Annotated in this window: 16 protein-coding genes; 11 read left to right on the top strand and 5 right to left on the bottom strand. The window is 43.3% G+C overall.

Features of this window, described 5'->3' with window-relative positions; translation table 11 throughout:
* Positions 1-68: 68 nt before the first annotated feature.
* Positions 69-1262, top strand: a complete 1194-nt coding sequence (locus tag AAGC65_RS03450) for a PQQ-dependent sugar dehydrogenase (protein WP_343111011.1) — start codon at positions 69-71, stop codon at positions 1260-1262.
* A 198-nt stretch (positions 1263-1460) separates the two neighbouring features.
* On the opposite strand, the gene AAGC65_RS03445 is transcribed toward AAGC65_RS03450, so the two are convergent.
* The 3 genes from AAGC65_RS03445 to AAGC65_RS03435 are packed head-to-tail and all read right to left on the bottom strand — an operon-like array spanning position 1461 to position 2741.
* On the bottom strand, positions 1461-1889 hold the full coding sequence (locus tag AAGC65_RS03445) for a VOC family protein (protein ID WP_343111010.1): 429 nt from the start codon (positions 1887-1889) through the stop codon (positions 1461-1463).
* A 37-nt stretch (positions 1890-1926) separates the two neighbouring features.
* The gene (locus AAGC65_RS03440) at positions 1927-2424 is read right to left on the bottom strand and encodes an SRPBCC domain-containing protein (RefSeq protein ID WP_343111009.1); all 498 of its coding nucleotides are present in this window, start codon (positions 2422-2424) and stop codon (positions 1927-1929) included.
* Positions 2421-2741 (bottom strand): metalloregulator ArsR/SmtB family transcription factor, encoded by a 321-nt coding sequence (locus AAGC65_RS03435; RefSeq protein WP_343111008.1) that lies wholly within the window; start codon positions 2739-2741, stop codon positions 2421-2423. The genes AAGC65_RS03440 and AAGC65_RS03435 overlap by 4 nt, the downstream gene beginning before the upstream one ends.
* Positions 2742-3010: 269 nt before the next feature.
* On the opposite strand from AAGC65_RS03435, the gene AAGC65_RS03430 reads away from it, so the two are divergent.
* The 3 genes from AAGC65_RS03430 to AAGC65_RS03420 all read left to right on the top strand — a co-directional run bounded on the left by AAGC65_RS03430 (position 3011) and on the right by AAGC65_RS03420 (position 5555).
* A complete protein-coding gene (locus AAGC65_RS03430; RefSeq protein WP_343111007.1) occupies positions 3011-4117 on the top strand; it encodes an acyltransferase in 1107 nt (368 codons plus the stop codon).
* Positions 4118-4206: 89 nt separating this feature from the next.
* Positions 4207-4491 carry a hypothetical protein gene (locus tag AAGC65_RS03425; RefSeq protein ID WP_343111006.1) on the top strand — a complete coding sequence of 95 codons (285 nt, stop codon included), beginning with the start codon at positions 4207-4209 and terminating at the stop codon, positions 4489-4491.
* Positions 4492-4685: 194 nt separating this feature from the next.
* Positions 4686-5555 (top strand): EamA family transporter, encoded by an 870-nt coding sequence (locus AAGC65_RS03420; protein ID WP_343111005.1) that lies wholly within the window; start codon positions 4686-4688, stop codon positions 5553-5555.
* Positions 5556-5637: 82 nt separating this feature from the next.
* Here AAGC65_RS03420 and AAGC65_RS03415 read toward each other — a convergent pair whose 3' ends face one another.
* Positions 5638-6231, bottom strand: a complete 594-nt coding sequence (locus AAGC65_RS03415; protein WP_343111004.1) for a hypothetical protein — start codon at positions 6229-6231, stop codon at positions 5638-5640.
* Between the two features lie 235 nt (positions 6232-6466).
* On the opposite strand from AAGC65_RS03415, the gene AAGC65_RS03410 reads away from it, so the two are divergent.
* Positions 6467-7066: a Crp/Fnr family transcriptional regulator gene (locus tag AAGC65_RS03410; RefSeq protein WP_343111003.1), complete on the top strand. Its 600-nt coding sequence runs from the start codon at positions 6467-6469 to the stop codon at positions 7064-7066.
* 28 nt (positions 7067-7094) lie between these two features.
* Here the strand turns inward: AAGC65_RS03410 and AAGC65_RS03405 are convergent, their stop codons facing one another.
* Entirely contained in the window at positions 7095-7997 is a 903-nt protein-coding gene (locus AAGC65_RS03405; protein ID WP_343111002.1) for a helix-turn-helix domain-containing protein, read from the bottom strand.
* A gap of 342 nt (positions 7998-8339) precedes the next feature.
* Between AAGC65_RS03405 and AAGC65_RS03400 the strand changes: the two genes are divergently transcribed.
* From AAGC65_RS03400 to AAGC65_RS03375, 6 genes are read left to right on the top strand one after another with little or no spacing between them, the layout of a single operon-like run.
* Positions 8340-11393, top strand: coding sequence for a TonB-dependent receptor (locus AAGC65_RS03400; RefSeq protein ID WP_343111001.1), 3054 nt, complete (start codon positions 8340-8342; stop codon positions 11391-11393).
* A gap of 18 nt (positions 11394-11411) precedes the next feature.
* Positions 11412-12986, top strand: a complete 1575-nt coding sequence (locus AAGC65_RS03395; protein WP_343111000.1) for a RagB/SusD family nutrient uptake outer membrane protein — start codon at positions 11412-11414, stop codon at positions 12984-12986.
* Positions 12987-12996: 10 nt separating this feature from the next.
* On the top strand, positions 12997-15210 hold the full coding sequence (locus AAGC65_RS03390; RefSeq protein WP_343110999.1) for a hypothetical protein: 2214 nt from the start codon (positions 12997-12999) through the stop codon (positions 15208-15210).
* Between the two features lie 46 nt (positions 15211-15256).
* Complete coding sequence (locus AAGC65_RS03385; RefSeq protein ID WP_343110998.1) at positions 15257-18607, top strand: DUF5107 domain-containing protein; 3351 nt, start codon at positions 15257-15259, stop codon at positions 18605-18607.
* Positions 18594-19652, top strand: coding sequence for an aldose epimerase family protein (locus AAGC65_RS03380; protein WP_343110997.1), 1059 nt, complete (start codon positions 18594-18596; stop codon positions 19650-19652). Before AAGC65_RS03385 ends, AAGC65_RS03380 begins: the two co-directional genes overlap by 14 nt.
* A gap of 36 nt (positions 19653-19688) precedes the next feature.
* Positions 19689-21020: a sugar porter family MFS transporter gene (locus AAGC65_RS03375; protein WP_343110996.1), complete on the top strand. Its 1332-nt coding sequence runs from the start codon at positions 19689-19691 to the stop codon at positions 21018-21020.
* Positions 21021-21084: the final 64 nt, after the last annotated feature.

The following is a 21084-nucleotide window of genomic DNA, read 5'->3' as shown; positions in this document are numbered from 1 at the left end:
AAAAGTCTGTTGCATATAAACATCGAGCGATGAACATTGTATTTTAACCAGATAAACCCAAAATTGATATGATGTTCTCGAAAGTAAAAATATTAAGCTTTGTTTTGTTATCATTTACTACAGCCGTTATGGCGCAAACCGGTCAACCGGTAGAAAAGAACAAAGCCAATAGTAATTATAAACCAGCCTTTGCCGGACAAACACGCATAGGCAGCGTTACAACAAAAACTCCATATACCGTTAATGTCATCAACAGCGAGCTGAAAAGTCCGTGGGGGATACATGTTTTACCAGATGGCCGTTTACTCATCAGCAGTAAGCCCGGAACTATGCAAATAGTAACAACAGATGGCAAAATTGTTAAAACCATTACCGGTTTCCCGGAAGTGCAGTATGCAGGCCAGGGTGGTTTACTTGATGTGAACATTGATCCTGATTTTACTCAAAACCGCATGGTATACTGGACTTATGCCCAACCTGGTCAAGGGGCAACATTGGCGGTAGCAAAAGGAAAACTATCGGCAGATGAAACCAAGCTTGAAAATGTAAAGGTAATTTGGGAAGCTGCCCCGCGATATAAAGGTGCCGGGCAATTTGGGTCGCGCTTAGTTTTTGATAAACAGGGTAATATCTTTGTTAGTTCCGGCGATAGGCAAGCAGATGACATCCGGGTAAAGGCCCAGGACCTGGAAGCTACTACCGGTAAGATCATCCATATAACCAAAGATGGAAAACCGGTTGCCGGTAATCCCTTTATTGGTAAAGCGAATGCTAAACCCGAAATTTATGCTTACGGGTTTCGTAACCCTGATGGTCTTTCCATTAATCCGGTTACCGGAGCACTTTGGGAAGTTGAGTTTGGCCCGCGGGGCGGCGATGAAGTTAATTTGATCAAGGCCGGAGGAAATTACGGCTGGCCGTACGTTACTTACGGGATAGAATACAGCGGCGAAAAGGTTTACGAGGGTATACAACAAAAAGAAGGAACCGTTCAGCCGGTATACTATTGGGATCCTGTAATTTCTCCGGGATGCATGATGTTTTACACAGGTAATATTCAGGAGTGGAAAAATAATATGTTTGTGGGAGGATTGAGCGGACAACATATAGCCCGTTTGGTTATCAAAAATAATAAAGTGGTGGGCGAAGAACGTTTGCTTGCTGATAAAAATGAGCGTTGGCGCTGTATAGCCACTGGTAAAGATGGTGCCATTTATGCTGCAACCGACGGTGGTAAACTATACAAAATTTCTAAGCGCTAATCAAAAGCGATCACTTGATGATGGCTTAAATCATTAAAACACGTTCGATATTTTAGCACAAGCCCCGCACGTCTGCAGGGCTTTTTTTATGCTTTGAATTTTTGATTATTGTAGTCAGAGACTACAGATATAGGCTTCCGAAGTAAAATACTTCGGACAACTGGGTGCGGTCGTAAATCCTTTGATTAAATGCTACCGTTATAAGCTCGGGTCAAATTCCACGATCCACTCAATACCGTATTTGTCCCTGAACATTCCGGCGTATGTACCCCAGGGGCCGTCGCCAATAGGTCCTTCAACATTTCCACCTGCCGATAGTCCGTTAAATATTTTGTCTGCTTCTTCACGGCTTTCAGCGCTAACCGCAATTTTTGATCTGTTTTCGTTTTCGTTTGTTCGCCCCATAAATTCGGGAACGTCATTGGCTAACAATACATTGTTTTTGCCAATAGGCAGGGCAATGCACATGATCTTGTTGGCATCATTTTCTGCTACCGGGAATTCGGCACTTGACAGGTCTTTGAAACGAATGATCTTTTTGAATTCTCCGCCAAAAACTGATTTGTAAAAGGTGAATGCTTCTTCGGCATTTCCATTAAAGTTGATCCAGGGATTAATTGCTCTCATTGTGTTTATTTTTATATGGTTAAGTTTTGTTTTGTTATCATTTCTGCGACAGTGTTACCAACAGGTTTTCCAGATTTGTTAACGTCATGGTAAATCCTATTCTGAAGCCTTCCAGTAATTTCTCCATCCGTTCAAACGATTCATTAAAAATGGTAATGCTCACTGTGGTTATACCATTTTGTTCGCTGAAATTGTAATCCCATTCAGAACCGGGCAATTCGCGATTTTGGTCTTTATCAGCAAATGCATTGTACATTTTAAAATTGGTTTTTGGCGTGATGGAAGTAAATTCCTGCACTGACCAACGCTCCTGACCGTCGGGGCCAATCATGGCGTAAAATCTTCGTCCCCCAACTTCAAAATTCATGTATTTGGTTTGGCAGCGCATGGGTGCAGGTGCTCCCCATTGGTCCAATATTTCCGCTTTGGTAAAAGCATCCCATACCAAATCAAGTTCCGCGTCAAATTCCCTTGTTATGAATACCGTTTTCGCTGCCTTGTCAACGGTAAAATCAAATAGCAGATGGTTGTTCATTTTTTATTTTTTTTCATGGTTAATAATACCTGATCCAGCTGATTAAATTGAGTTTCCCAGGTTTTTCTGAATTGGGCTAACCAATTATCAAATTCCTGCATTTTCCTCGCATTAAAATGATAATAAATTTCTCTGCCCAATTGTTCGGGTTTAATCAATTCACATTCGTGTAAAACTTTAATGTGTTTGGATACGGCCTGCCGGCTCATATCAAATTGATGAGCCATTGCATTTGGCGTTAAGGCCTGAGTAGCTATTAAAGCTAAAATAGCCCTGCGTGTTGGGTCGGATATGGCCTGGAATATATCTTGTTTCATCTATCTGTTTCTAATTAAGCAACCTGCAGGTTGCAAATATATATGCAACTTTTGAGTTGCGCAAATTTATTGCAATTATTTTTTGTTTAGTCTGTGGTCTCCATCAGGTTAATTACTAATTGCTTGCAAAAACATATAAGTATGAGACGATATGCACAGGCTTTGATACAATATGAAGATATCCGGAAAACACTTTTACTTATTTTTGCGGTTTGGATAAATATCAATTATACATTATCCATGAATACCAACCAATTTTAACCTTGTACATGGATAATAATAAACTGATTACCAAGCCGCATTACCCCATATTGGATGGTTTACGTGGTGTAGCGGCTATCATTGTAGTTACCTTTCATCTGACTGAGCCACTGGGCACCGGCCATCTGGATATTATAGTTAATCACGGGTATCTCGCTGTTGATTTCTTTTTCCTGCTGTCGGGTTTTGTGATCGGCTATGCTTATGACGACCGTTGGGATAAAATGACCGTCGGCACTTTTTTTAAACGCCGTATCGAGCGCCTGCAACCCCTCGTAGTTCTGGGCATGACCTTGGGTGCCATAGGTTTTTACTACACAGATTCAACCATCTGGCCGCTCATTCATACCGTACCCTTATGGAAAATGCTGCTGGTTTTGCTGATCGGTTACACCATTCTGCCGATACCGCTTTCGATGGATATACGCGGCTGGCAGGAGATGCATCCGCTAAACAGCGTAGGATGGTCCTTATTTTTTGAATACATCGCCAACATTCTTTACGCGGTCTGGATACGGAAATTTTCAAAAACCGCATTAGCGATTTTGGTATGTATTTCGGCTATAGCATTGGCACAATTGGCTATCACCAATGGGGATGTAAGCGGAGGCTGGACATTTAACGTGGAGCAGGTGCGCGTGGGTATTACCCGTACCATATACCCATTTTTTGCCGGCCTGTTACTTTCGCGGATGATTAAGCCTGCCCGCATCAGGCAGGCATTTTTATGGTGCAGTGTTTTAATAGCGGTGGTATTATATATGCCGCGCATTGGCGGTGCTGATCACCTTTGGATGAACGGGATATATGAGTCGGTTTGCATTATCATTGTTTTTCCGCTTATTGTTTACCTTGGTGCCAGCGGTGAGATTCATAGCCAAAGAGAGAACAGGATATGTAAGTTTCTGGGCGATATATCTTATCCGCTTTACCTGGTGCATTACCCGCTGGTTTATTTTTATGTGGCCTGGATCAGCAATCATAAAGGTGTCACTATTGTACAGGCATGGCCTTATGCCCTGGCTATTTTAATTGGCGCTGTTTTGCTGGCGTATGTTGCTTTGAAATGGTACGATGAACCTGTTCGGAAATGGCTGCGACAAAAGCTGGGTTAATAAGGCTAAAAATAATATAGTAATTTGTTCAAACCATTATGAGGCATACCTGTTCATGATGAAAATGTACCGAATTATAAAATATAATTATGAAAGCATTTGAGATAAGAGTTGGCCAAAGCCAGCAATTGTTAAGGTTTGAGCCGCAGGAAAAAACAAATACCTTCAAGATATTTGCTGCTGATAAGGCAGAAGACTGGCTTGACCGCGAACAGGCTCGCTCAGTAGATGTGCCTACAGATGGGCTGCTCGGCATAATTACCATCCATAGCGAGCATCACTTTGAATTTGACGGGCCAGGTGCTTTCACCGGTCAGGATCTGTCGAGCATGGCTGCACAGATCGTGCAGCACCCGCAATTCAAGACCGAATAAGCAAATCCGGCCATATAATCACCTAAAAACTACAGAACTTAAATAAATTATTATAGTTTTGTTTTACTATGCTTAACGTTGGTTTACTTTCTCCTCCAGTTTCATTTTTTATAGCTTAACTATAATTCAATGGCACAAGCGCTCTGTGTTCTACGGAAACGCGTGTCTGTATCCTTATTTTACAGCTTTTAAAAATGAAACAAGCATATATTAAACTACATACCGCCTTGGTTTTGGCGGGCTTCACCGGTATATTCGGTAAATTGATTACCTTAAACGCGGCGCTGATCAGCTGGTACCGGTTATTTTTTTCGGCAATTATCATGTTGTTCTTTTTTGCCTTCAAAGGCAAATTTGTACCGATTGAAAGGTCATCAAAATTGAAGATCAGCTTTACCGGCCTTTTGCTGGGTATCCACTGGATATTATTTTACGGGAGTATCAAATACTCCAACGTTTCTGTAGGTGTGGTATGTTTTGCGCTGAGCAGCTTTTTTAATGCCATACTTGGCCCGGTCATCAACAAGCGCAAACTATCTGTTCAGGAACTTTTACTGAGCAGCCTCACGCTTTGCGGCATCGGTTTAATTTTTGGAATGGATGCCAGTTACCGGACAGGTATTGTGCTTGGTGTATTCTCTTCTATGTTTTCGGCTTTATATACGTTATACAGCGAGCGTATTGTGAAAGACTATGATAGCGCTACTTTTATGCTTTGGCAAATGAGCGGGGGCTGCATTGGTTTAACGGTGTTGTTACCTTTGGTACTTTGGGGATCACCGCTCAGCTCGCTGCTGCCATCTGAGGCCAATCTGGGTTGGCTGGTGGTGCTGGCAGCTTTTTGCACGGTGTTGCTTTATTTTCTGATCAACAACGCGCTCAAGAAAATTCCGTCATTTACCGTAAGCCTTACCTTTAATCTGGAGCCTCTTTATACCATATTATTGGCGGTTGTTATTTTTAAGGAAGGTCGCGAGTTTACAATGGGATTTTATTGCGGTTTAGCATTGATTATTAGCTCGTTAATCTTTCAGATGTATCGTGTAAAACGTATCAATGGCTAATCTACGCTGTTTAGAACCATTAACACAAAGCCCCGCGAAAAAGCAGGGCTTTGTGTTTTATAGAACTATTGAGTTAGAAATATTAGGCCTTAACAGCTTGATTAATTGTTTTGGACAGGCGAAATGCTGCAAGCAGGTAATAAAAGGCACCAAAAGCGGCATATCCTGCCAGGCTTGTAATTCCCTTGGTAGGGTCGTGCGCCAAAATGATAAAAGAACTTCCTCCTAATACGGATTGGGCTCCACTGATGATCATAGGCCATTGCCCGCCTAAAGTTTTCCGGCGGCGTAACCCTAATATTAATTGAATTAGCCCAGTTCCAATTGCCCAGATACCAAAAACTATCAAAGCCTCAGGAACGCCTTGCTGTAAAGCGAAGCCTACCGCTATGGTAGTGATGCCGCTAATTACAGCATTTACATATTGAGGTGTTTTAGAAGAGCTGTTTTTATTAGCACGAATGTCCAGGAAAGTGCCCACTACATCCCAGGCCGGGTAAATGATGAGCAAAACAGTGGCAATGGTTATAGATGTTTTTGAAAGGAGCGCGATAAGAATAACCCAGGCTACAGAAAATGTGGCGCGTATGAAATATAGTTTGCGTAATGATGTGGCAGTTTCAACGGCTTGTTCGTTTACTGATGCGTAAAGTTGAGTGCTTGATGTTGATGTCATGATTTTGTTGCTTTTGTTAATCCAAAGGTCTGAGGTATTGGTTGATAGGTTTTTAACTTAAGTTAAAATGCAAATGAAGATTACATTTCAATTGCATTAGTATGGCTCATAAAAAAAATATGATTATTAAACACTTCCTTTTAACTTAAGTTAAAATTTAGCATATCGTTAATGCCGAACTTTACCAAGTTTGAACTGTATGTTTATAATTATTGTATAATTAATTGATGATCAAATGGCCGAGAGTAGCAATATTGTATTTGAGTATCTTAAGAGTTTTGCCCCGCTGAACGATAAAGATATTAACGATAGCCAACCATTTTGGAAAGCGCGGAAAATGAATAAAGGAGATTTTTTTAATATGCAAAGCATGGTTTGCAATGATCTCGGCTTAATTGTTAAAGGCATATTCCGGATATATTATCGTGATCCTGAAACCAAAGAAGATAAGAACATATTCTTTTTCTCAGAGAATCAGTTTGTCGTTTCGTTCAGAAGCTTTGTATCACGCAACGCCTGCTGGTATTTCATTGAGGCGATGGAAGATTCAGAAATCTTTTTCATCTCATATCAGGATCTGAATAGCCTTTATGAAACCCATCCCAACTGGGGAAAATTTGGCAGGCTGCTGGCCGAGACGTTTTTTTTCGCTGCGCAAACACGTACCGAAGAATTTATATTTTTCTCGCATGAACAACGTTATATCAGGTTGCTGGAAGCACATCCGGATATTGTTAACCGTATACCCGCATACCATATCTCGTCTTATTTGGGTATTACCAATCCTTCATTAAGCCGTATCAGGAAGCGTATTGAAAGCAAAAAAGCTCAGTAGGTTATTTGGGCGATGTTGTTTTGAAACATCAGGTGCCGGCATTGTTTTTCTTACGATAATTAGAAGGCGATAAGCCCATCAGCCGGGTAAATATGCGCGAGAAATAGTACTGATCGGTAATGCCCAAACTCAGCGCTATTTCCTTTACCGGCATTTGGGTGAAGGACAGGAACTGGCACGACTTCTGGATTTTTAAATGGTTAAAATACTCAATAGGCGAATAGCCGGTTTCGGCTTTGAAAATGGCCGAAAAATGGGAGACAGATAAATTGGAAGCTTTGGCAAAATCGCTTAGTTTTATCACTTCATCAACCTTTTCCTGCATCAGACGTATGCTTGATGATACCACGTTTTTCTCCCGCTGCGGTGCGGTATCATTAAACTTTTCTTCATATATGAGCGAGGATAAAAAGTGTGAAAATATCATATTCACATACCGTAGTACATCCGTACTGTAGCCCCGCTCCAGGTTTTTATAAATATTATCAAACAACCGGATCCGGTGATCGCTGTATGACAGGTTGGGTTTGTATCCATCCGAATTATTCAAAATAAGTTCAGAAATATAGGCCGAAAGCTCGCCTTTAAAATGCACCCAGTAAATGGTCCAGGGTTTATCGTTCCCGGCTCCATACCTGTGGGGTACGTTTGCGGGTATAATGATAAACTCAGATGGAACTACAGTTATCTTACGTTTATTGATCTCGAGCCAGCCTGTGCCTTCAGTACAATAAATGATAATATATTGGCTGATGCCAGCGGGCCTTTCCGCGTAATGAAAAGCCGCTTTGGGGTAATAGCCAATGTCGGTAATGTAGATCTGCCGTGTTACGGGATCTTTGGTCAAAAAATCGGCAATAACCTTTTTGGGCAGTACAATAAGTTTTTGTCCTTCAAAGCCCTCTCTTTTCCTTAAGCCTTTATCTTTCATGTTTTCTAAAATCTAACAATCAGAAAATAATCCATCATTTCCATAAAATAAACCATTTTTTATGAACCGGAAATCTTGAAATTTTACGACAACCAATTCACGCCGATCATAAATTATTAAAAACTGAATGCCTTGTGGGTAAATATAGGAAATTACTAAACTGAGAATTATCAAAATTTTAAAATCAGGGCATTTTAATAATGCCGGAATTTGATAGATGTACTCAATAAACTATGGTCTTAATTTAAGAATATAGTCTATTTATAAGTATAACCTTGACACCTCGCTGCGGAAAGCATTCAGGAAAAAATAACCAGAAGTATAATTAAACCAACTATAAAAATGAGAAAACTGTTACTATCATTAATTATACCGCTAACATTTATGGCCCAGGCACTTGCCCAGCAAAAGCAGGTGAAAGGGGTTGTAAAAGATGCGGTTTCACACCAATCGCTGCCGCTGGCAACTATTACGGTGAAAAGCGGCGGAACTATTAAAGCCCGCGCGGCTGCTGATGTTGATGGAAAATTCAGCATCAATGCCACCGTTGGTTCAGTGCTAACGGCCACATATGGTGGTTATAAACCTAAAAACGTTACTATAACCGGTAGCGAAACCGAATTGGTGATCAGTATGGAACGTGGAAGCACCGACCTGAACGAAGTGGTAGTTATTGGCTATGGTAAAGAAAAACGTACCGACCTTACCAGTTCGGTATCAACCATATCATCCAAAGAAATAGGGGAGCTTCCAATAACCAACCTCGCCAGCGCTTTAGCTTCTCGGGTACCTGGTTTGGAGGTGCATGGTACAGGTTATGCACCTGGTTCCGGTTCGGTAGTTAATACCCGCGGGTTAAATTCCATCACGCAAAGTGAGGGTCCTCTGTTCGTTGTTGATGGTGTGGCGCTGGTTGGCGATATCCGTTCTATCAACCCGAACGATATTGAATCTATCGAAGTTTTAAAGGATGCGGCTGCTGCCGGTATTTACGGCTCAAGGGCTGCTAACGGTGTAATCATCGTTACCACCAAAAAAGCTAAGGCAGGTGTATCTACCATTGATTTCAATGCCTATTTCGGTGTGCAAAAACCGGTATCAGTTTATAAAATGCTGAATGGTCAGCAATATGCCAAACTCAAACAAGACGCCTTTTTTGATGCCGATCCCGGTATGTTTCCACCAGATTCCATCAAAAAAGTATTTAATAGTTATGAGCTGGAAAGCATCAATAATGGTTACAAAACTTATGATTGGCAAAAGGCCATCATGAACCAGAATGCACCTACCCAAAATTACTCGTTGTCCGTATCTAACGGTACAGCAAAAAACAGGGTGTATTTTAGCGGTAATTACTTAAACCAGAGTGGTATACTGATTAATACCGGATATAAAAAATACAATGCTTATTTCAGCGAAGAATCTACCCTGTCAAACATCATCAAATTGGGCGGAAGCGCAAATATTACTTATGATAGAACGCAGAGCCCAAGCCCGTCAGAGTATCAGCAGGCGCTTACGCAAAGTCCGCTGATGCCAATTTACGGTGCTGATGGTCAGCCACTGGTGATCACCGATCAAACCACCGGAACGCTCACCATCCGTAACCCTTTAACTTCGGCATTGTACTCGGTTCATAATAACAGTACTACCAGAACTATTGGCAATGTTTTCCTGGAAGTTACACCGGTTAAGAGCCTGACCTTGCGTTCAAGCATCGGGGCCGATATTTACAACGGAGAAACAGATACTTACTACCCGCGTAACACCGGCGAAGGCTTTTCTTCAAATGGCCAGGCCGAGATATACAACTACAAATCAACCGATATACTTTGGGAAAATACAGCTACCTACAACCTGGTTACCAAAGATCATGAATTGAACCTGTTAGGTGGGTTTAGTTATGAGCGCCATCAGAACGTGGCTATGGATATGCAGGGTACACAGTTCCCGACCGACTTACTTACCTATAAAAACATAGGTAGCGCGGGTATCAAAACTCAGGATAACTCTAATTACGATGGCTGGTCTGTACGCTCATTGCTGGCCAGGGCTATTTATAAATACAAAGGCCGCTATATCCTTAACGCAACAGCACGTCAGGATGGTTCTTCACGTTTTGGACCGAACAGCAAATTTGGTTTCTTCCCTTCGGTGAGCGGTGCCTGGAGAATCATTGATGAGCCTTTTATCGGCGCAAAATTCCGCAGTGTAGTAAACGACTTGAAGTTGCGTGCCAGCTACGGACTTATCGGTAACCAAAACCTGCCTTACGATGCCATATATACCCGTTATAACCAGTCGCAATATCCGTTTAATGGCACATCCAGCACCAGCGGCTACCAGGTTGGCGGCACAGCGGGCAACCCCGATCTGCAATGGGAGCGCCAGCACCAAACTAATATTGGTGCGGATATAGCACTGTTCAGTAATAAGGTACAATTCTCTGCCGATGTGTATAACAAAGATATCAGCAGCCTGTTGTTACCATTCACTCTTGCGCCATCATCAGGCTTTGATAACGAGCAGATCAACGTAGCTGCCATGAACACTAAGGGCATCGATCTTACCTTAAAGGTAACCCCGGTTCAGAATAAGCACTTTACCTGGCAAACCTCACTTAACTGGTCAAAATACCAGAGCCGGATCACCAAACTTTTCCCGGGACGCGATTCTATAGGTCTTACCTTAAGGGTGGGCCTGCCACCAAGTGGAACATTTGCCAATTATGTATATAATGGCCTGTATCAAAAAGGCGATGATTTTACCCTTAACCCTAATGGCAAACCAGGTGACATCAAAATAAAAGATGTGAACGGAGATGGTAAAATTACCCCGCTGGATCAGGTTGTGGTAGGCTCCAGTATCCCGAAAGGCTGGGGCGGTTTCTGGAACTATTTCAGGTGCGATGCCTTCTCGATGACGGTTTTCACCACCTACGAATACGGCCAGCAACTGAATAACCTTACTTATACCAACCTCACTTATTATAACGCCACATACGGCAACACAGGTAACGTGACCCAGGCAGGGGGTAATTACTGGACACCAACCAATACTAACACCAACATCCCGAGGCCTAACTCGTTCGGAACGTCGTTAAAAACCCTGCCCGCAGGTCCCGGCCCCAATCAGGATGGCAGCGGAGGTTCAAGTTATTCTATACAGAACGCGTCATACGTACGCATCAAGAATATTACCCTCGGGTATGATTTTCCATCCAAATTGCTGCAGCATATCAACGTCAGAAGCCTGAATGTGTATGTACAGGCCATTGAGCCCTTCCTTTTTTCTAAATATAAAGGCCTTGACCCGGATGTTGCAGGCAGCTACGGTGTTAACGAAACATACCCAAGATACAGAACCTTCCTGTTTGGCGTAAAATTAGGTTTATAACAATCAAAAATATTGAATATGCAATTCATCAATAAACTCAAAATATTCCGGGCAGTTGCCTTTATGCTGGTGGCGCTGGCGCTGGGAAGCTGCAGAAAGCAACTTGACTATACACCGGAGGTTTTTCTTTCGGCCCAGCAGGTATATAAAGACCAGGCTGGCGCTACTGCCGGTGTAACCGGTATTTACCGTCAGTTACAAATTCTTAAACAATCAGATTACGCTTTAATAGGTATTATTGGTACCGATGAGGCACGGTGCACCTACCAAAGCCAGGGTTATGGTGCTTATTGGGCGGGTGTAACCGGGCTTGATGTTTATGATATACAATTTAATAGCCAAAATGCCGATATTAAGGGCTATTGGACTGTTAGTTATCAAGGTATCGTGAACGCAAATAATGCCATACAATACATCCCTGAGATCAAGAGCTTTTCTGATGCCACCATACAGCAGCGTTTGTTGGGCGAAGCTCATTTTATGCGTGCGTTATTTTACTTTCAGTTAGTACAGCTTTTTGGTGATATTCCGTTGCGTTTAGAAAATATGTCGGTTTCTAACGGCGTACCGCGTTCTCCTCAGTCCAAAATTTATGAGCAGGTTATCGCCGATCTGAAATTCGCGATAGCCAACTGCTGGATCAAAAGTAAAAATCCTGATCCGGGCAGGGCAAGCGTTGAGGCTGCCAAAGCTTTGCTGGGTAAAGTGTATTTAACACAGCACGACTATCAAAATGCCAAAACTACGTTAGAGGATTTGATACAAACAGGTAATCCAACCCTGCTAACCAATTATGCCGACCTATTTGACGGCAAGCATGAAAACAATGCCGAATCGCTTTTTGAGATCCAGTATGCAACTGATGCCGGAAACTCTCAAAGCTTACAAAATTTGTTTGGCTCTTATGCGGGTGCCCCTATAGCCGGAGAAACTTTTGATAAGCACACACCGGGCTATGGCGGTACTGTGGTAATGGCTACCTCTTTTTACTCAGATAGTGTATTTAACAAAACTACGGATAAACGATATTTAGCATCTATTAATCATGACCGTTACGACAGCAACGGCGCCACAATGGGTTGGTGGATTGACCCGGGATTGCCAACTGTTAAGAAATATGATATTTCAAATGCCGATGTTGATGCCTATACTTCGGGTAAAAACCTGTACGTACTGCGCTCGGCCGATGTGTTCCTGATGTATGCCGAGGTATTGAACGAACTGAACCAAACAAGCGCGGCGCTGGTACCGCTTAACAAAGTCCGCAACAGGGCCGGTTTATCAAACCTGGAAACAGCGCTTGGTGGTGTACCAGATCAAACCGCTATGCGCAACGAGTTATTGAACGAACGCAGCAGGGAATTAGGTGCCGAAGGCTGGCGCTGGTTTGATTTGAAAAGAACCAATACGCTGGTGCAACGGGTAATGAGATACAATAACCCGAAAGCTGATTTTATGAAGTTAAACAATTCAACCACCGATCCGCACCCGGCCCAGAACGTAACGCAGAAAAACAACCTGTACCCTATACCATTGAGTGAATTACAAAACAATCAGGCGCTGAACCTGAATAGTCAAAACCCGGGATATTAATAAAGAATATATGAACCTGATTGCCCGTTTGCTTCGTGTTAGTTTCATTATTGCACTTTTACCGGTATGCTCTTCTAATGCACAACAGGTAACCAAAAGCAATGATAGTTTGGTGGTGAGCACCGCCACATCTTCCGTGACCGTTAATTTTAAAAGTGGCCATGTTTCCTATCGCTTTACTAATGGTGTTATGTTGAATAATACCATCGCTTATATCAACGAATTGAATGCCGGTTACCTGTCAACCGCAGATTGCTCGGTACATCAGGCCGCGACAGACGCGTTTGATAATAGCTTTGGAAAAGGTGTGCGCATAGTGATCAAACACTCAGGCAATAGTAAAGGGATTACGCTGGTACAACAAATCACTCTTTATCAAAATCATGCTTATTTATTGACCAATCTGGAAGCGCTGGGAACCGCACCCTTGGAGTCTCGCGATGTTTGCGCTTTAGCTGTACTGCCGTCACAAAAAGCGAACCTCATACAGCCTGGTGCAGAACCACGGTTTTTGGACGTGCCCTTTGATAATGACGATTGGGTTAATGTGCTGGAACGCAAATGGGAGGGAAACGGCAAACCGGCATTCAGTGGGATAGGCTATGAGTACGCAGCCATTTATGACAACGCCAAAAATTCCGGGTTGGTGATGGGTAGCTTATCCCATGATTTCTGGAAAACGGGGATTGTTTACCATGCCGGAAAGCAAACGGGCATCATTGACTCCTTAAAGATATATGACGGCGCGGCAACGGCAGATGACCCGTCGCTCCCTCATGATTACGGAGGACAAGATGGAACACATGACCAGGCGCCTCATGGCACTATGAAAGGTAAAGTGATCAGCTCGTCGGTCATATACTTATGCGGCTCTGCTGATGTGCGCAAAGCCTTTGTTGATTATGGTAATGCGAACGTATTGTTCAACGGTCGTTCTGACTGGAAAGGAACTGCTCCCGTTTACTGGAACAGCTTTGGCGTTGAGGGTGTGTTGGGTTACGAGAAAGTAATGATGCCCCCAGGTGTATTAAAAATCGTTGATTTTATTCAAACGCTTGATAATTTCAATAAGTACAGCAAACCGGTGCTGAGTATCGACTCTTATGATCAGAATATTTACAACACCGAGATGCTGGCATCTTTAGGTCGGTACGCTAAAAAGAAAAACCAGCAAATGGGGTTCTATTTTATTCCCTTTGCCATGTGGACCTGGAAAAACAATGTGAACAATACCAAAATTGCCGGCTCAGATTATCCGATAGGAGATGTGCTGTTGCACGATAAGAACGGCCAGCCGATTGCTTATAAAGATGGTGATTGGGGTGCTTTTGCGATGGACCCCACCCACCCGGCAGTGCGTTTGTATGTTATTAATCAATTAGAGAAAGCCAAAGCTATTGAGGCTAAATTTTTGAAAATAGATTTCCTGACAGCCGGTGCGCTGGAATCAACCCGGCGTTATAATCCCGAGATCAGATCTGGCCTGCAAGCTTATAACTACGGCATGAAAATGCTGCGTACCCTGGCCGATTCTATCCTGGGGAAAGATATTTTTATTACTCAGGCTATATCGCCTATGTTCCCGAGCCAGTACGCGCATACCCGTTTTATCTCTACCGATGTTTACTCGCACCTGCGCGACGACCAAAAAGGTTTCCCGCATTACGGTAGTACAGAGGCCTCACTGGCAACGGGATCTCATAACTGGTGGGTACAGGGAACGCTTTGGCCTTATACTAACCTGGATGTGAGCATCATGAAAAACTTCCAGAAAAATCCAGATCTGACGGAAAAGGAAGTAAAGGTGCGTTTGTTCGCCTTAATGTCAATGGGCAGCATTTTGGGCGATGGCTCCGATTTCAGGAGTAAATTGGCCTCCGATCGTGCAAAAACTTATCTCAATAATAAAAATCTGTGCGCTTTTTTTAGCGATCCGAAAGCATTTACACCGCTCAAATTTGCCGATGGCGAATCGCTTGATCAACAGCTGGCTTTTTACCTGCCGGGCACTTCGCCGCTGTTATCCCTGTTCAATTTTGATAAGCAAAAGGTATACGGCGAACAATGGCACCGAAAGGATATTGGCCTTGATGATAAGGCATACCTGATCAAGGATTTCCTGACAGATGCTATCATTGGTAAAATAGCCAAAGGGCAGGATACATTTTCGTTGCAGGTAGGTACCGAGGATGCGCAGATGGTAAGATTGGTACCGGTAAATTAAGATCAGTTAAAGGAAGAAAAGAAATCAATAAAATATAATATCAACTATGAAAGTTACAGCCTGGATAGAAAAGATTAGCATCCCTACCTACAAAACAGGAACACCCGAGAAAAATCCGATGTTTATGGAAAAACGGGTTTATCAGGGAAGCAGCGGGGTAGTGTATCCGCATCCTGTCATAGAACAGATAGCCGACGAAAAAACTGAACAGGATTATACCGCGGTATTCCTTGAAAATGATTATCTGAAGATCATGATATTGCCCGAGCTGGGTGGCCGTATCCAGCGTGCATATGATAAAGTACAACAACGCGATTTTGTGTATTATAACCAAGTAGTAAAACCGGCGCTGGTAGGTTTAGCCGGGCCCTGGATATCTGGGGGAATTGAGTTTAACTGGCCGCAGCACCATCGCCCCAGCACTTTTTCGCCTATTGATTTTGCTATTGAGGAAAATGAGGACGGCAGTAAAACCGTATGGGTTAACGAGATCGAGGTGATGTTCCGTACAAAGGGCCGTGCAGGTTTCACACTCTTTCCGGATAAAGCTTACCTGGAGATCAAAGGAAAGCTGTTTAACCGTACGCCATTTCCGCAAACCTTTTTGTGGTGGGCCAACCCGGCGGTAAAAGTGAATGAACATTACCAATCAGTATTTCCGCCTGATGTATACGCCGTGTTTGATCATGGCAAAAGAGATGTTTCTGATTTTCCTATTGCTACAGGAACCTATTATAAAGTAAACTACGCGCCGGGTACCGATATATCCAGGTATGATACCATACCTGTGCCTACATCATATATGGCCATCCGCTCAAACTATGATTTTATGGGCTGTTATGAACATGATACACAAGCCGGTATGCTGCACGTGGCAGATCATCACCTATCACCAGGTAAAAAACAATGGACCTGGGGTAACGGTGAGTTCGGCTATGCCTGGGACAGGAACCTCACCGAAGAGGACGGCCCTTACATTGAGCTGATGACCGGTGTATTCACTGATAATCAGCCTGATTTTTCATGGCTGCAGCCTAACGAAGAGAAAACATTTGAACAATACTTTATGCCCTATGCCCGAATAGGTGTAGTAAAAAATGCCACCAAAGAGGCCATGCTGAACCTGGAGGTTGAAGATAAGCGCATTGCGTTGAAAGTTTACGCTACCTCAATTTATCAAAATGCAAAAATCGCGCTTTGGTATAACGGCAGCCTGCTCAAGGAATATATCGCGACTATTGCTCCTGATGCCATTTTTGAGGAAGTATATGAAGCGGGTGAACAACTGATAGCCGATAAACTACACATGGTAGTTATTGATAGCGAAGGACGGGAACTGGTAGCTTACCGCCCGGAAAAAAATGAAAATAAGGAGATCCCTTCGCCAGCTTCTGCGGCACTTGCACCAGCTGAAATTGAGCAGGTAGAGGACCTGTTCCTGAATGGTCTGCACCTGGAACAATACCGCCATGCTACCTATAATCCCATTGACTATTATGAGGAAGGACTGGAAAGGAGCCCGGGCGATATCCGTTGCAATAATGCTATGGGCTTGCTGCTACTTAGAAGAGGCCAGTTTAAACAGGCCGAACCTTACTTCCGGACTGCTATACAAACCTTAATTAAACGCAACCCTAATCCGTACGATGGTGAACCTTATTATAACCTTGGCTTATCTTTAAAGCTACAGGGCAGGCATAACGAAGCCTATGAAGCCTTTTTCAAATCAACCTGGAATGATGCCTTTCAGCATAGCGGCTTTTTATCGCTGGCAAGGATAGCTTCGTTGCAAAATAAATGGACGAGCGCCTTACAGCTTGCAGAAAAATCATTGGTGCGCAACGCACACAACCATACCGCGCGCCATTTAAAAACAGTGCTGCTTCGCAAAAACGGCAAACTGGAAGAAAGCCTGACTTTTGCTGATAGTTCATTGGCGATAGACCTTTTTAACTTTGGTTGCCTGTTTGAAAAGTATCTTGCTTACAAACAGTTAAATAACGAAGCATTGGCCGCAGATACGCTGGCTCAATTAAAAAACCTGATGCGTGATGACCTGAATAATTTCCTGGAATTAGCGCTGGATTACGCGCAGGGAGGTTTATATACCGAAGCACATGAAATATTGACCATCTATAAAACCGGCAAAAATGAAGTTTCGCCGCTGGTTTATTATTACATGGCCTGGTTTGCATCTGAATTGGGTAAAGAAGAGGAGGCGCTTGATTTGTGTAAATCAGGTGCTGCACAATCGCCAGACAGGTGTTTCCCGAACAAAATTGAAGAGATTATTATCCTGCAAAATGCCATCCGGTTAAACCCGGCAGATGCTAAGGCACCCTATTACCTTGGTAATTTGTGGTATGATAAGCGTCAATACGCTGATGCCATTGCCTGCTGGGAGCTTTCGGCAAGTATTGATCAGACTTTCCCTACGGTATACCGCAACTTGTCATTGGCTTATTTCAATAAGTTAAATGATCAGGATAGGGCGCTTGAGGCTATGGAGAAAGCATTTGGTTTGGATGAAACCGATGCCCGCATTTTAATGGAGCTGGATCAGTTGTATAAAATTACGGGGAAGGATGCCCAAAGCCGGCTTGATTTCCTGAATAAATATCCTAACCTGGTAACACAGCGCGATGACTTGTATCTGGAAACCATTACCCTTTATAACAACCTGCAGGATTTTGAAGCCGCCAAAAAATTATTGTCAGAAAGGAAGTTCCATCCCTGGGAAGGCGGCGAAGGTAAGGTAGTTGGTCAATTCTTATTATCACATATTTCCCTGGCCAAAAAGGCTCTTGAAAATGATGATTTTAATACCGCATTGGAGCTGTTGACCGCCGTTCAAACCTATCCTGAAAACCTGGGCGAGGGTAAACTTTACGGTACCCCTGAAAATGACGTAGATTATTTAATAGGTTGTGCTTATGAAGGTTTAGGCTTAAGCGATAAAGTGCGGGAGAAATTTACTGATGCCACCAAAGGAAACAGTAAACCGGTGCAGGCTATTTACTACAACGATCCGCAGCCGGATAAGATCTTTTACCAGGCGCTTGCTTTACGTAAATTGGGCGCTTTTGCCCATGCCGATGCGATATTTAAAGATTTCCTGGAATTTGGAGAAAAACAAAAAGAGGTTGCGGTAAAGATAGACTACTTCGCCGTATCACTTCCGGATATGCTTGTTTTTGAAATAGATATCAATAAAAGAAATGAGATTTTCTGTAAATACCTGATCGGTTTGGGTTACATTGGTCTGGGTGATTACCAGTTGGGTCAGGAATACCTGAGCGCTGTGTTAGCTATGGATAAAAACCACCAGGGAGCCGCAAGCCACCTGAGGATGATACCTACGCTGCAACAAATGAAAGGTAAATATGCAGGAAGTTAATCAAGGTAATTTATCTGTATCCTGCGCTATTCAGGAGCATTGGGCCGAAGGGGTGGTTTATTTGATCACCCTGAAAAACGGCAACATGTCTGTTTCGATTACCAATTACGGTTGTATCATAACCGCTATCTATACGCCATCAAGGGATGGTGACCTGAAAAATATCGTAGCCGGATACCCGTCGTTGGATGGGTACCGGCAAAACGAGCATTATTTTGGTTGCCTGCTTGGCAGGTACGCAAACCGTATTGCAGGGGCACAATTTAAGCTGGGTACTGAGGTTTATCAACTTTCGCAAAACGACGGAAGCAACCATTTGCATGGTGGTTTTGCAGGTTTTAATAAAAAGCTGTTCGGGCTGAGCAGTCTGATACAAGAAGAGCAGGAAGCAGGTGTTATATTTGAATACCAAAGTTTTGATGGTGAAGAAGGTTACCCGGGGAATCTCAGCATTAAAATAAAATATGTGCTGAATAAAAATAACCAGCTGGTAATGAGTTATGAGGCGGTTACCGATAAGCCTACGCCTGTTAACCTGGCCAATCATTCGTATTTTAACCTCACAGGTTTTGAAACGCCTGATATTTTGAGTCATACATTACAGATCAACGCGCAAAGCTACACCGAAACAGATCAGGATATTCCTACCGGAAAAAGCCTGAAGCTTGCCGGAACGCGTTACGATTTTTCGGCTCCCCGTAAGATCAGAAATCCTGAAACCACTTCACAGGATTACAACCAAAATTTTATTATTGATGGCTTTATTCCAGGCAAAATAAAAAAGGCGGCTACAATGAGCGATCCTGGGTCAGGGCGATACGTAACCGTTTATACCGACCAGCCGGGCTTGCAGGTGTACAATGCAACTATCTGGGATGGTACAATCCTGGGTTCGCAGGGGAAGTATTACCAGCAGTATGGTGCTATAGCGCTTGAAGCTCAAAACTTTCCTGATGCACCTAATCATCCCGGCTTTCCTAACCCGATACTTTACCCGGCAGATACCTACCGGGCAACAACCATTTATGAGTTTGGTAATGAATAACAGCACACAAAATAATCATAGCATCAACAAAAAATAATGATCAATTCATCTTTTAACAAATTCTATATCCTCGGTATCTCGCTCATCTCGGCATTGGGAGGCTACCTGTTTGGTTTTGATTTCGCGGTTATTTCCGGTGCGCTGCCATTTTTGCAAAAGCAATTCGCGCTGAATGCTTATTGGGAGGGTTTAGCTACAGGTAGTCTGGCCCTGGGGGCTATAGCGGGTTGCCTGGTGGCCGGTAAGGTTGCCGATAAGTATGGCCGCAGGCCGGGGCTCATGTTAGCCGCAAGCCTGTTCGCGTTGTCATCGCTAGCAATGGCGCTGTCGCCCAACCGGGATATATTTATAGTGGCTCGTTTTGCGGCTGGTATTGGTGTCGGTATGGCCTCTATGCTATCGCCCATGTATATTGCTGAGGTATCGCCTGCGCATTTGCGGGGCCGTATGGTGGCTGTTAATCAATTAACGGTTGTTATTGGCATCCTGGTTACCAATTTAGTAAACTATACCCTCCGCAATTCGGGCGATGACGCCTGGCGATGGATGTTTAGCCTGGGTATGATACCGTCGGGCCTGTTTCTTATTGGGGCTTATTTCCTGCCAGAGAGCCCCCGTTGGTTGATGAAGGATGGTAAAGATGAAAAAGCGAAACAGATCCTCCACAAAATTGGCGGGCAGGACTTTGTTGACGAGTCTGTTGTGAGTATCAAAAAATCATTAGAGGGAGTTACCCGCACCAATTATGCAGATGCTTTTAAGGCGGCGGTGCTCCCTGCTGTAATTATAGGTATTGGTTTGGCTGTTTTTCAGCAGTTTTGTGGTATCAATACGGTATTTAATTATGCGCCAAAAATATTTGAACGCATTGGCTCAACCAAAGATGATCAATTGCTTCAAACCGTTTTCATCGGAGGGGTGAACCTCGTATTTACAGTTCTTGCCATGACGTTGGTTGACAAGTTAGGGCGCAAACCGCTGATGCTGATCGGTGCCGGCGGATTAGCGGTGCTTTACATTATTGTGGTGAGATTGCTGGCAATTAACTCGGCCGAGGTTTCTTGGTTTTTACTCGCGGCCATTGGGGTTTACGCGCTGTCTATAGCGCCTGTAACCTGGGTACTCATCTCTGAAATATTCCCGACCAAGGTACGTGGGGCCGCTATATCTATTGCGGTGATCAGCCTTTGGGCGGCTTATTTCATTTTGGTGTTCACCTTTCCGATGCTTTTTGAACGGTTTAAGGAAAATACCTTTTACATCTACGCGGCTATTTGCACCGCCGGCTTTTTGTTTATCTGGCTAAAGGTTAAAGAAACCAAAGGAAAAACACTGGAAGAAGTTGAAATGACCATGATGGGCCATTAAATAAAGAAGGAAATAAGATAATAAAAAAGCGCTATCTGGCAAAACCGGATAGCGCTTTTTTATT

Source organism: Mucilaginibacter sp. (genome assembly GCF_039207105.1).
Lineage (GTDB): Bacteria > Bacteroidota > Bacteroidia > Sphingobacteriales > Sphingobacteriaceae > Mucilaginibacter.
This window is presented reverse-complemented; position numbering and strand designations above follow the sequence as displayed.

Excerpts from the sequence above, each read along its gene's own strand:
- AAGC65_RS03410 (WP_343111003.1), top strand. The coding sequence starts at position 6,467 with ATGGCCGAGAGTAGCAATATTGTATTTGAGTATCTTAAGAGTTTTGCC.
- AAGC65_RS03420 (WP_343111005.1), top strand. The coding sequence starts at position 4,686 with ATGAAACAAGCATATATTAAACTACATACCGCCTTGGTTTTGGCGGGC.
- AAGC65_RS03430 (WP_343111007.1), top strand. The coding sequence starts at position 3,011 with ATGGATAATAATAAACTGATTACCAAGCCGCATTACCCCATATTGGAT.
- AAGC65_RS03425 (WP_343111006.1), top strand. The coding sequence starts at position 4,207 with ATGAAAGCATTTGAGATAAGAGTTGGCCAAAGCCAGCAATTGTTAAGG.
- AAGC65_RS03395 (WP_343111000.1), top strand. The coding sequence starts at position 11,412 with ATGCAATTCATCAATAAACTCAAAATATTCCGGGCAGTTGCCTTTATG.
- AAGC65_RS03445 (WP_343111010.1), bottom strand. The coding sequence starts at position 1,889 with ATGAGAGCAATTAATCCCTGGATCAACTTTAATGGAAATGCCGAAGAA.
- AAGC65_RS03380 (WP_343110997.1), top strand. The coding sequence starts at position 18,594 with ATGCAGGAAGTTAATCAAGGTAATTTATCTGTATCCTGCGCTATTCAG.
- AAGC65_RS03415 (WP_343111004.1), bottom strand. The coding sequence starts at position 6,231 with ATGACATCAACATCAAGCACTCAACTTTACGCATCAGTAAACGAACAA.
- AAGC65_RS03435 (WP_343111008.1), bottom strand. The coding sequence starts at position 2,741 with ATGAAACAAGATATATTCCAGGCCATATCCGACCCAACACGCAGGGCT.
- AAGC65_RS03385 (WP_343110998.1), top strand. The coding sequence starts at position 15,257 with ATGAAAGTTACAGCCTGGATAGAAAAGATTAGCATCCCTACCTACAAA.
- AAGC65_RS03405 (WP_343111002.1), bottom strand. The coding sequence starts at position 7,997 with ATGAAAGATAAAGGCTTAAGGAAAAGAGAGGGCTTTGAAGGACAAAAA.
- AAGC65_RS03375 (WP_343110996.1), top strand. The coding sequence starts at position 19,689 with ATGATCAATTCATCTTTTAACAAATTCTATATCCTCGGTATCTCGCTC.
- AAGC65_RS03440 (WP_343111009.1), bottom strand. The coding sequence starts at position 2,424 with ATGAACAACCATCTGCTATTTGATTTTACCGTTGACAAGGCAGCGAAA.
- AAGC65_RS03390 (WP_343110999.1), top strand. The coding sequence starts at position 12,997 with ATGAACCTGATTGCCCGTTTGCTTCGTGTTAGTTTCATTATTGCACTT.
- AAGC65_RS03450 (WP_343111011.1), top strand. The coding sequence starts at position 69 with ATGATGTTCTCGAAAGTAAAAATATTAAGCTTTGTTTTGTTATCATTT.
- AAGC65_RS03400 (WP_343111001.1), top strand. The coding sequence starts at position 8,340 with ATGAGAAAACTGTTACTATCATTAATTATACCGCTAACATTTATGGCC.